Below are 11,472 nucleotides of genomic sequence, written 5' to 3' on the forward strand. Positions count from 1 at the left end.
CGATACTACCCTTGTTTCGGCTTGCGTGCTTACACGCCCGCCTTGCCCAGCACGGTACGGATGGTGCCTGCCAGATCCTCGGCCGAGAACTTGGCCACGTATGCATCGGCGCCCACGCCCTTGACGTGATCTTCGTTGGTCTTGCCCGACAACGAGGAATGGATCACGACAGGAATCTTGGAGAAGCGCGCATCCTGCTTGACCAGGCGGGTCAGCGTGAAGCCGTCCATCTCCGGCATTTCCAGGTCGGTCAGGATCATGGCGACGCGATCGGTGATCGGCACGCCTTCGGCCTTGGCGCCGTCGGAAATGTGCTGCAGGCGATCCCACGCTTCCTTGCCGGACTTGGTCATGATGAAGTGTGCCCCCATCGCTTCCAGGCCCTTCTCGATCAGGTTGCGCGCGACCACGGAATCGTCCGCCGCCAGGATGACTGCGCCCGGCTTGAGGATGACTTTCGGGCCGATGGTTTCCGGATCGACGTCCTTGCCTTCGGACGGCACCAGCTCGCGCAGGATGGTTTCCACGTCCAGCACCTGCGCCAGGCGGGTGTTCTGCACGTCGCCGTCGACGCGGGCGATACTGGTGACCTTGCCGCCGGCGGTGCCTTCGGCGGTCAGCACCTGGCTCCAGTCCAGGCGCACGATTTCATCCACCGATTCCACGGCGAAGGCTTGGGTAGTGCGGGCGAACTCCGTCACCAACATGATGTTCAGACCGGTTTTTGGGGTCACACCGACGATGCCTGGCAAATCCAGCACCGTGATGATTTGTCCGCGCAGATTGACGACGCCCAGCATATGTGGCGGGGATCCGGCCACTGCGGTTACTTCCGGCATCGCGACGATTTCGCGGATTTTGAAGACGTTAATACCGAACAACTCGGAATGTTCACCGTTGGCGTCGGCGCCAAGGCGGAACAGCAGCAGTTCGAATTTATTGGAGTTGGTCAGGTTACTGCGCTCATCAACTTCCTGTTGAACTGATTTCATAGATTTCGTCTCCGTCGGTGTTAGCTCCGTAGGAAGTATAACGTTTGCAACTGCCCTCGTCACATTTTGAAAGAGGAGATATTGATTTACAGCACGATATACAACGGTTGGCGCGGGGACGGACGTAAAAAAAGGAAGCCCGCAGGCTTCCTTTTAATGTGCTACCGAATTCTGGAGCGGGAGAAGAGTCTCGAACTCTCGACCTCAACCTTGGCAAGGTTGCGCTCTACCAACTGAGCTACTCCCGCAGAAGACGAAATTATGACAGAAAGATTTCAACTTTACTAGTGCCCTGACTCAACTTTTTAGAAAACCATCGATGGTGTAAGCTTGGTAGCGTTTTGCAATGAGTATCGTATCAATAATAAGGAATGAGGAATGGATTCAATTGAAGTCGTGCTGGTGATGCTGCTGGCGGTGGTGGCCAGCGCCTACCTCACGCGCCTGCTGCCGCGCGCCGTGCCGCTGCCGCTGGTGCAGATCGCGCTGGGCGCGCTGATCGCCGCCAAGTCCACGCGCGGCGTGGACCTGGAGCCGGACCTGTTCTTCCTTGTCTTCCTGCCGCCGCTGCTGTTCCTCGACGGCTGGCGCATCCCCAAGAGCGGCCTGCTGCGCGACAAGGGCACCATCCTGGAGCTGGCGCTGGGCCTGGTGGTGTTCACCGTGCTCGGCGCCGGCCTGCTGATCCACTGGCTGATCCCGGCCATGCCGCTGCCGGTGGCCTTCGCGCTGGCCGCCATCATTTCGCCGACCGATCCGATCGCCGTCAGCTCGATCGCCGCCACCACGCCGATTCCGAAACGGCTGATGCACATCCTGGAAGGCGAATCGCTGTTGAACGACGCATCCGGCCTGGTGTGCTTCCGCTTCGCCGTGGCCGCCGCGATGACCGGCGCCTTCTCGGTCAGCACCGCCGGCCTCACCTTCGTCTGGCTGGTGGGGGCCGGCATAGGCGCCGGCGTCGGCGTGACGATGCTGGTGACGTGGGCGCAGCGCTGGCTGACCTGCCGCTTCGGCGAACCGGTCGGCTCGCCCATCCTGGTCAACCTGCTGCTGCCGTTCGGCGCCTACCTGGTGGCCGAGCGCATGCACGCCTCCGGCATTCTGGCGGCGGTGGCGGCCGGCATCACCATGAGCTATGTGGAGCTGAACGGCCACGCGCTGGCCAACACCCGCATCCAGCGTTCGGCCGTGTGGGACACGGTGCAGTTCGCGCTGAACGGCATCATGTTCGTGCTGCTGGGCGAGCAGTTGCCCGACATCTTCCGCGGCGCCAGCGCCACCATCGAAGAGAGCGGCCACCTGAATCCGTGGTGGCTGGCGGTGTACGCGGTGGCCATCAACGTCGGCCTGCTGATGCTGCGCATGCTGTGGGTGTGGGCTTCGCTGCGGCTGACCATCTTCAAGCAGAAGATACGCCACCAGCCGCGCATGAAGATCAATCCGCGCCTGCTGCTGGCGACCACGCTGGCCGGGGCGCGCGGCGCCATCACGCTGGCCGGCGTGCTGACGCTGCCGCTGGCGCTGCCGGACGGCTCGCCCTTCCCTGCCCGCTCGCTGACCATCTTCCTGGCCTGCTCGGTGATCCTGGTGTCGCTGCTGGTCGCCAGCCTAGGGTTGCCACGCCTGCTGGCAGGCATGACCTTCCCGCCCGAGCCGGAAGAGCAGCGCGAAGAAGACCTGGCGCGGCGCGCGGCGGCCAACGCCGCCATCGTCGCCATCGAGCACACGCAGGTGGTGCTGATGGAGGCGGAGTCGTGCATCGATCCGGAGGCGTATCCGCAGGCGGCGGCGCGGGTGATCGCGTTCTACGAGCACAAGCTGAAGGAAGTCGATCCCGAGAACGACGCGGCCTGGCGCAAGACCGACCACGCCGAGAAGGAATTGCGGCTGGCGGCGCTGGACGCCGAGCGCACCACCATCTACGACCTGGCGCGGCACGACCGCATCTCCGACGATATCTCGCGCAAGCTGGTGCGCGAGATCGACTTGATGGAAGCGCGCTATCGGTAGTAACGAACGAACCCGTTGTGCAGTGATAACCAAGGTTAGGACAGTCTTGAAACGAGCGCTATTCATTTGCAGCCAAAACCGGCTTCGCAGCCCAACAGCCGAGCAGATATTCTCCAGTTGGCCTGAAGTCGAAACCGACTCCGCCGGCTTGGGCGGCGACGCGACGGTACCGTTGTCGTCCGATCAAATCGCTTGGGCCAACATCATCTTCGTCATGGAGAAGGCACATCGGAATCGCTTGTCGACTAAATTCCGATCCTTCTTGAACGGCAAGCGTATCATCTGCCTGGACATCCCTGACGACTACGAATACATGCAGCCTGAACTCATCAAGCTGCTGGAAGCGAAGGCCGGTAAATTTTTGCGTTCCTCGTCTTAGCCCGAGGGATTTCCGTGTTTGACACCCCGATCCTGATAACTATGGAGATAGAAAAATGTTAGTGGCGAAACCGTGTACCGAGTGTGGCAATGACGAACATTTTTCAAAGGAAGTCGCACCAGGTGCGACAGGCGAGCTACTACCGGTGGGCAGTCTACATGGGGCTAAATACCGGATCGTCGTCTGCGGTGCTTGCGGATACACCCGGTGGTTTGTCGCGGAACGATTTCTGCCGCTGGTGAGAGAAAAATTTGAAACGTTACGGTAATTCACGTTAAATTCAATCCACTAGTCCCGGTGCCTTTAAATGCCAAGATACAGCGATCAATACCTGTCCCAATTGCTTGCACGGCGTGATTACGGGGCGTTAGTAGACCTGCAGGGAATCGCATTAGGATGGGATGGGTACGACGCAAAGCTCCCGTCATTTGGCTGGCCCCAACCCATCTTCGTGGTCTTCGAGATACTTACATGGTTGGCCCAAGCCGATCGATCAGGCGCCTGGACCTATTATGAAGCGACGCCCCCCGAGCGTCAGGCTTGTGCCTTAGCCACGCTCGAAATACTCAAAGCTGTAACGCTACAGCAGCAATACGCATATGGAAAAATGCACTGGCAAGACAGTGAAGCAAGTGGAAAGCTAGATGACTGGATTCGCGAGAACGAGCAACGCATCATCGAGTGGGCTTTTGTCACTCTGGCGGAACATCCAGCTGCGTTGGCCTTGGTCAGCTCCTGAATTCGAACTTTCGGCACGACTATGCATGTACATACTCCCACGGGTAAGCGCGATGAGTTGACGTATCAATAAGAATCAGCAATCATCTGGGCCATGTTTAAAAAACGTTCACACATCGCGCTCGCCATTGCCTGGTTTTTGTTCTGGCTGCTGATGAACATCACCGCCGTGCAGGACTACCTGCATGACGGATATCACGACATCTGGAAGCCGATCCTGTGGGAGACCTCGTCCGCGGTGACGGCCACGCTGTTGCTGCTGGCGCAGCGCTACTTCACCAGCAAGTACGATGCGCTGGTGGCGCAGCCGCTGCGCTGGTTCGGACTACAGTTGCTGTCGCTGCCGGTGTACTGGGCGACCTTCGTGCCCGCCGCCTTCGGCATCCGCCACGCCGTGTACGCCATGGCCGGCCAGGTCTACAGCCACACACCATGGCCCGAGACCTTCCTCTACGAAGACATCAAGATCACGGTATTCTTCAGCCTCTTCACCGCCATCACCTTCGGCGTGTTGTCATACCACGCCATGCAGGACGAAAAGCTGCGCGCAGAACGCATGAACAACTCGCTGCGCGAGGCACAGCTGCTGCGGCTTACCCAGCAGATGCAACCGCACTTCCTGTTCAACGCCCTGAACACCATCTCCTCGCTGATGCACAGCGACGTGGCGCGCGCCGATGCGATGCTGATCCAGCTGGCCGACGTGCTGCGCGCAACGCTGGATGTCAGCGAGCAGCACCAGGTCACGCTGGAGATGGAGCTGCGCCTGCTGCGCGGCTACGCGGCCCTGATGAGCGAACGCTTCTCCGACCGCGTCCGCATCGACTGGCACATCGACGACGCGCTGCTGGACTGCCAGGTGCCGGTGATGAGCATGCAACCGCTGCTGGAGAATATTTTCAAGCACACCGTCGAACGCCGCCGCCAGGCCACCGCCATCACGATCTCGGTCAGCCGAGATCAGGGCGCCATGCTGCTGCGGCTGGAGGATGACGGCGGCACGCTGGCCAGCGCCGCCATGCCAGGCCCCACGCCCGCCAGCGGCATCGGCGTGCGCAATCTGCGCGAACGGCTGGCGGCCCTGTACGGCGCCGGCGCGTCCTTCGACCTGATCCAACTATCGCCCGCCGGTGTGCGGGCAGAAATGCGATTGCCATGCGCGTCCTGATCGTCGACGACGAGCGCCCCGCGCGCGACAAGATGCGCCGCCTGCTGGAGCAGGAGGCCGACATCACCGCCATCGACGAAGCCCGCGACGGCATCGACGCGCTGGAGCGCCTGCCAGCCTTCGCGCCCGACCTGCTGCTGCTCGACATCCAGATGCCCGAGATCACCGGCCTGGATGTCGCCGCCTCGCTGCCGGCGCCCGCGCCGCTGGTGGTGTTCGTCACCGCCTACGACGAATACGCGATCCGCGCCTTCGACGCCAACGCCATCGATTACCTGCTTAAACCCTACGACCAGCAGCGTCTGCAACGCGCCCTCCAGCGCGTGCGCGAACGTCTCGCGCAGCAGCGCGCAGCCGCCCTGACCGTATCATCCATGCCATTGAACCTCAACGAAGAAGCCATTTCTGCACCACCCGCGCCGCAGCCCGCGCTGCCCGCCATCCGCCAGTTGCTGATCCCCGAACGCGGCGGCACCCGCATCGTCCGGGTCGAGCAGATCCAGTGGATAGAAACCGCCGACAACTACGTCGTGCTGCACACCGACGACGGCCAGCCGCTGATGCGCCAGACGCTGGCCGGCCTGGTCGACAAGCTCGGCCCGCGCTTCCAGCGCTGCCACCGCCGCGCCGCCGTGCAGCTGGACTGGGTCGCCAGCGTGCAGCACCTCGACAAGGGCGACGGCGAACTGGTGCTGCGCAGCGGCGCCCGCGTGCCCTGCTCGCGCCAGTACCGCGCCGAAGTGATGGAGCGCCTGCAGACGACAGCTAGCCGTGCGCCGGAGCAGCCGCCATCCTGCTAGCCTGTTCCGGCAAGGGCCAGCCTGCGCCCGGACAGCAGGCGTCGTCGTCAACCAGAATCAGGAGACCACCATGCACAGCATCCAGAAGATCACTCCCTTCCTGTGGTTCTCGGGCCGCGCCGAGGAAGCCGCCGAGTACTACGTCGGCATATTCCGCAACTCCCGCATCTGTCAGGTCATCCGCTATACCGAGGCCGGCCAGGAGCAACACAAGCAGCAGCCCGGCAGCGCCATGACGGTCGCCCTGAAGCTGGACGGCCAGGACTTCACGCTGCTGAACGGCGGGCCGATCTTCCAGTTCACGCCGGCGATCTCCTTCGTGGTCAACTGCGAGAGCCAGGAAGAAATCGATTACTTCTGGGAGCGCCTGTCCGCAGGCGGCGCGCCGGAAGCGCGGCAATGCGGCTGGCTGGCCGACAAATTCGGCCTGTCGTGGCAGATCGTGCCGACCACGCTGCCGACGATGCTGCAGGATGCCGACGCCGAAAAATCCGGCCGCGTCATGTCGGCCCTGATGGGCATGAAAAAGATCGACCTCGCCGGGCTGAAAAAGGCCTACGCCGGCCAATAGCTTGTGTGGCCGGCCGGCCCGCCCCGCCGGCATCCCGTTTCGCCCCATCGCGCTGGACGCTAGCCATGGGGCGAATCTAGACTGGCTCCATTAAAACAAGGAGCCAGCCATGCAGCAGAACGACCATCAGCGCCTGTACTTTCTCGACTGGATACGCATCTTCGCCTTCTTCGTCCTGATCTTCTACCACACCGGCATGTACTACGTGAGCTGGGGCTGGCACGTCAAGAGCCCTTACGCCAGCACCGCCATCGAGCCGCTGATGCTGCTGTCGTCGCCATGGCGCCTCGGCCTGCTGTTCATGATCTCCGGCGTCGCCACCGCCTTCATGCTGAAGAAAATCCGCGTCGGCGCCCTGCTCAAGCAGCGCAGCTGGCGCCTGCTGGTGCCGCTGGTGTTCGGCATGCTGGTGATCGTGCCGCCGCAATCCTATTTTGAAGTGATCGAAAAGCTCAACTACGCCGGCAGCTACGGCGACTTCATGCGCCTGTACGTCAGCGGCTACCACGGCTTCTGCAAGGAGGGCAGCTGCCTCGACCTGCCGACCTGGAACCATCTGTGGTTCGTGGTCTATCTGTGGGCCTACACACTGCTGATCGGCGCCGTGGCCGCGATGGCCGGCGCCGCGCGCCTTCGCTCATGGTCCGACGCGTTAGGTCGCCGCCTGACCGGCTGGAAGATCATCGCATTGCCGGTGCTGGCGCTGTACGCGGCCCGCTACGCGCTGGCCGAGTACTTCCCGGAGACCCACGCGCTGGTCAACGACTGGTACAACCACGCCCACTACTTTTTCCTGTTCGGGCTGGGCGTGATGCTGGCGTTGCAAAGCGGATTCTGGGCCAATGTGGACCGGCTGCGCTGGACCAGCCTGGGACTGTGGCTATTCAGCTGGGCCGTGATGGTGTGCCTGCACACGATGCCCGACGCGATCGGCGACCTGCCGGTCATCACGCAACTGAAACCGCTGCTGCGCCTGATCTTCTGCGTCGGCCAGTGGGCGCCCATCGCCGCCATCTGCGGTTTCGGCCACCGCCACCTGAACTTCGACAGCGCCAAGCGCCGCTACCTGACGGAGGCCGTGTTCCCGGTCTACATCCTGCACCAGACGCTGATCGTCTCGATGGCGCACTGGCTCAAGCCGGTGAAAATGGCGCCGGGTACCGAAGGCGCGGTGCTGGTCGTGCTGACCTTCGTCCTCAGCTTCGGCATCTTTGAAGTGGTGCGCCGCGTCGCCGTGCTGCGCCCGCTGTTCGGACTCGGTCGCGCTACTTCACAAAAGCCAGCGTATGCACCGCAGGACCAGGCAGCAACGGTGTCGCACGCCCTGTAACCCAGTCGTTGCGGCCATCCAGGAAGTACGGCGACAGCGGATGGCCGCTTTGCCCGCCGGGCATGTTGAAGACGCCCTGCTCCTCATGGCCCGGCGACACCGTCAGCCGTTCCGACTGGCCGAAGGTCCGCCCCGCCACGCGCGGCATATGCTCGTCGCCCGGCAGCATGTCCGGCGCCACTTTCAGGTATTTGCCCAGCACCGGCACCACGGACGCAAACGGATGCGCGCTGGCCGCCGTGTTGCGCGCGCCCCAGGTGGCGCTGGCCAGCGGCTTGCCATCCTTGGTCAGATCGGAGATCACGGTATCCAAGGCATCCAGCTCCAAGGCCTGCCAGCTGGCGTACTGCGGCGGCAGCCAGCCGGCCGGCTGCTGGTCCAGCAAGCGCGCCATCACCACCGGCCAACGCGACGTCACCATCGCCATGTTGGCTTTAACGTCGACCTTTTTCATTTCCCCGTTGGCGGTCTCGAACAGAATATCGTACAGCATGAACATATAGGCGCGCGTGATGCGATAGCCTACCGAATCCACGCTGGCCTTGCCGGTCCAGCTGTCCTTGAGCATCTTCAGCGCTTCGGCGCGTTCGGGATGGCCTTCAAGGGCCTTGCTGTCCAGCGCCGCGATGGCGCGTTCGCGCCAGGCCGTCATGAAGATGGCGCGGTCGTCCAGCGTGATGGCGTAGACTTTTTTCACATCGGTCTTGGGGCCCAGCGCGGTCAGATCGTCGCGTACCTGGTGGGTGCGCGCGCCAAGATCGAAGCCGCCGTCGCCCAGCAATTCCGCACCGGCATTGGCCAGCTGGCGGCTGTTGGCGGTGGCCAGCTGGCCGCCGGCCGGATTGACGACCTTGGGATATTCCTCCGGCTTCAACCAGCCGGTCCAGACGCCGGCCTGGTCGTCCGCCGACATCGGATAGGTGGCGGCCACGCCGGCCGGCGCGCGGCGCGGCAGCGGGCCGGCGATGGTCCAGCCGATATTGCCCTTGTCGTCGCCGCCGACGAAGTTCTGCGCTGGGATGCCCATCGTCGGCGCGATCGCCATCGCCTGCTCCAGCGTATCGGCGAACTCCAGGTTCCTGGCGTTGACGTTGACGGCGGCCGCCGTGTGCGCGACCCAGTGGACGGCGTAACTGCGGCCTCCGGCCTCGCGGACAGGACCGAGGCTGGTGTCACGCACGGCCAGTTTGGCGGCCGGTTCGTCTTTGATTAATATCGTTTCCTCATGCACCACCGGGGTCTCCCAGCCGGTCTGGGTACGCACCTGGCCAGGCTTGGCCGGGTCGGTTTCGAGCGCGATCAGATCGAGATAGTCGCCATAGCTGTTGGTGAAACCCCAGGCCACATGGCCGTTACTGCCGACCACCACTACCGGCGCACCCGGCAGCGTCACGCCGACCACGCGGCGCTGGCCGCCTTTCCCGTCGGGGAACTGCAAGGCGGCGCGGTACCAGATCGCCGGCAGCTGGATGCCGAGGTGCATATCGTTCGACACGATGGCGCCGCCGGTGTCGCTGCGGGCGCCGGCCACGGCCCAGTTGTTGCTGCCCACGGTGTTGAGGAATTCCGCCCCCGCCACCTTGGGACCGGTGCGCGCCGCGTCGTCTTCGGGCTTGGGCTTGCCCCACCATTCCGGCGGTGCGGCCGGGATCGCGATGTCCGCGGCGGCGATGGTCTGCGCGTCAAGCGGTGCATCCCATTGCGTCGATTCCGGCGACAGGAAGGCACGCTGTTCGTCCGTCGTATGGTCGCGGAACCAGCCGCGCGCCAGTTCACGCGGCTCCAGGCTGCCCTGCAGGTCGAAGTACATGGCCCAGATCACCAGCAGCGAATCGGCCGGCGCCCAGGCGCGCGGCGGCATGCCGATCAGCGAATATTCGAATGGCTTGACGCTCAGTTTATCAAGACCCGCATTGACGCCGGCCACATAGCGGTCCAGCAGCGCGCGGTCGGCCGCCGGCATGGTTTTCAGCACCAGCTCGGCGCGGGCGCGGAAACGGTGCAGGCGATGGGATTTATCGAGCGCCAGCGCGCGGCTGCCGAACAGCTCCGACAGTTCGCCGGCCGCCACGCGGCGCAGCAGGTCCATCTGGAAGTAGCGCTCCTGCGCGTGCACGAAGCCGGTGGCATAGGCCACATCGAGCCGGCTGCCGCCGCTAATCAGCGGCACGCCATGTTCGTCGCGCGCCACCGTGGCGCCGCTCTCCAGCCCCGCCGTCTTCAGCGAGCCGTCCAACTGCGCCAGACTGGCGCGCAAATACAGCCAGGCCGCCGCAACGACCAGCAAAACCAGCACCACCACTCCGACTACGACACGCTTGGACCACACCGCCAGCCTGCTCTTTTGCATAGGTTCCCCACGATAGATTAACTTGCCATGTTGGGAATAGTGCCAGAGAACCGGGCGGGCAGGCAATCAAGTGCTTGACGATATTGAAGCGGTCAGAGGTCCAGCTCCCAGGTTTCGTTGACCATCTGTTGGCCGAATGCGAACACCGGCTCTTCCGCCACCAGCACGTAACCCTTGCCGAGGTAGATCTGGCGGGCTTCCTTCTGCTGGTCGGTGGTCCACAGGCGCATCTTGCGGTAGCCGGCGGCGCGGGCGTAGCGGTGGCACTCGTCCACCAGCCGCGAACCGAGGCCGTAGCCGCGCGCCGGCTCATCCACCAGCAGCAGCCGCAGTTTGCCCACGCCGTCCTCGCCGCTGCGCGCCAGCGCGATCGAGCCGACCGGCTGGCCCGCCATCTCGGCGATCCAGCACTGCTCCAGCGCCGGATCGAAATGGCGTTCGAAGTCGGCGCAGATTTCGCCGACCAGCGTTTCGAAGCTGTCGTCCCAGCCCTGCTCCGACGTGTACAGCGCGCCGTGGCGGCGCGTGATCCACGCCATGTCGCCGGCGCGGTGCGGGCGCAGCACGAAAGGCTGGGCGTATTTCAGGCCGCTGCTTTCGTCCAGCAGCTGCTGGATGGTCTGCATCGCATCGAGCATGCGCAGTTGATCGGACTCGCCGAAGCGGGCCAGCAGGTCGCCCACCTCCTCGCGCGAGCGGCGGTCCAGTGGCTCGTAGACGGCGCGGCCGCGCGCCGTCATGTGCAGCAGCTTGGTGCGGCCGTCGGTGGCGGACGGCACGCGGGAGACCAGCCCCGCGCTCTCGAACTTGGCCAGGATGCGGCTCAGATAACCGCGGTCCAGCCCCAGGTCGCGGCCCAGCACCGCGGCCGGCTGGTCGCCGTGGTGCGCCAGTTCGTACAGCACGCGCATCTCGGTCAGCGTGTATTCGCTGTGCAGCAGGCCTTCGCGCAGCACGCCGATCTGGCGCGTGAAGAAGCGGTTGAAGGAACGGACCGCGGCAACGCGGTCATCGGCAACAGGGACGGGCATACGCACTCCGACAAAAATGACACGCCGATTTTGCGACACATCGTTGACTGAGTCAACAATAAATTTCTCCACCGCCGCCGCAACAGTGCTAAAGTCATCA

Annotated in this window: 10 protein-coding genes and 1 tRNA gene; 7 read left to right on the forward strand and 4 right to left on the reverse strand. The window is 63.7% G+C overall.

All coding sequences use genetic code 11. The features are described 5' to 3' along the window. Positions 1 to 29: 29 nt before the first annotated feature. Positions 30 to 992 carry a chemotaxis protein gene (locus GEV02_RS22240; RefSeq protein WP_008449653.1) on the reverse strand — a complete coding sequence of 321 codons (963 nt, stop codon included), beginning with the start codon at positions 990 to 992 and terminating at the stop codon, positions 30 to 32. Positions 993 to 1,164: 172 nt separating this feature from the next. Continuing rightward, positions 1,165 to 1,240, reverse strand: a tRNA-Gly gene (locus GEV02_RS22245). Positions 1,241 to 1,370: 130 nt separating this feature from the next. On the opposite strand from GEV02_RS22245, the gene GEV02_RS22250 reads away from it, so the two are divergent. The 7 genes from GEV02_RS22250 to GEV02_RS22285 all read left to right on the forward strand — a co-directional run bounded on the left by GEV02_RS22250 (position 1,371) and on the right by GEV02_RS22285 (position 7,991). After that, on the forward strand, positions 1,371 to 3,005 hold the full coding sequence (locus GEV02_RS22250) for a Na+/H+ antiporter (RefSeq protein WP_152840147.1): 1,635 nt from the start codon (positions 1,371 to 1,373) through the stop codon (positions 3,003 to 3,005). 46 nt (positions 3,006 to 3,051) lie between these two features. Next, complete coding sequence (locus tag GEV02_RS22255; protein ID WP_152840148.1) at positions 3,052 to 3,384, forward strand: low molecular weight protein tyrosine phosphatase family protein; 333 nt, start codon at positions 3,052 to 3,054, stop codon at positions 3,382 to 3,384. Positions 3,385 to 3,691: 307 nt separating this feature from the next. Beyond that, positions 3,692 to 4,123 carry a hypothetical protein gene (locus GEV02_RS22265; protein WP_152840150.1) on the forward strand — a complete coding sequence of 144 codons (432 nt, stop codon included), beginning with the start codon at positions 3,692 to 3,694 and terminating at the stop codon, positions 4,121 to 4,123. Between the two features lie 153 nt (positions 4,124 to 4,276). After that, the gene (locus tag GEV02_RS22270) at positions 4,277 to 5,290 is read left to right on the forward strand and encodes a sensor histidine kinase (protein ID WP_235922882.1); all 1,014 of its coding nucleotides are present in this window, start codon (positions 4,277 to 4,279) and stop codon (positions 5,288 to 5,290) included. Continuing rightward, positions 5,278 to 6,090: a LytR/AlgR family response regulator transcription factor gene (locus tag GEV02_RS22275; protein WP_152840152.1), complete on the forward strand. Its 813-nt coding sequence runs from the start codon at positions 5,278 to 5,280 to the stop codon at positions 6,088 to 6,090. The genes GEV02_RS22270 and GEV02_RS22275 overlap by 13 nt, the downstream gene beginning before the upstream one ends. A gap of 70 nt (positions 6,091 to 6,160) precedes the next feature. Continuing rightward, positions 6,161 to 6,661, forward strand: a complete 501-nt coding sequence (locus GEV02_RS22280) for a VOC family protein (protein WP_152840153.1) — start codon at positions 6,161 to 6,163, stop codon at positions 6,659 to 6,661. Between the two features lie 109 nt (positions 6,662 to 6,770). Further along, positions 6,771 to 7,991: an acyltransferase family protein gene (locus GEV02_RS22285; protein WP_152840154.1), complete on the forward strand. Its 1,221-nt coding sequence runs from the start codon at positions 6,771 to 6,773 to the stop codon at positions 7,989 to 7,991. Here GEV02_RS22285 and GEV02_RS22290 read toward each other — a convergent pair. Both GEV02_RS22290 and GEV02_RS22295 read right to left on the reverse strand, forming a co-directional pair. Beyond that, a complete protein-coding gene (locus GEV02_RS22290) occupies positions 7,927 to 10,341 on the reverse strand; it encodes a penicillin acylase family protein (RefSeq protein WP_152840155.1) in 2,415 nt (804 codons plus the stop codon). The two genes, GEV02_RS22285 and GEV02_RS22290, sit on opposite strands and share 65 nt — an antisense overlap. A 92-nt stretch (positions 10,342 to 10,433) precedes the next feature. Beyond that, complete coding sequence (locus GEV02_RS22295) at positions 10,434 to 11,372, reverse strand: bifunctional helix-turn-helix transcriptional regulator/GNAT family N-acetyltransferase (RefSeq protein WP_152840156.1); 939 nt, start codon at positions 11,370 to 11,372, stop codon at positions 10,434 to 10,436. Positions 11,373 to 11,472: the final 100 nt, after the last annotated feature.

The sequence above is a fragment of the Rugamonas aquatica genome, from assembly GCF_009380215.1.
GTDB classification, from domain to species: Bacteria; Pseudomonadota; Gammaproteobacteria; order Burkholderiales; family Burkholderiaceae_D; genus Rugamonas; species Rugamonas aquatica_B.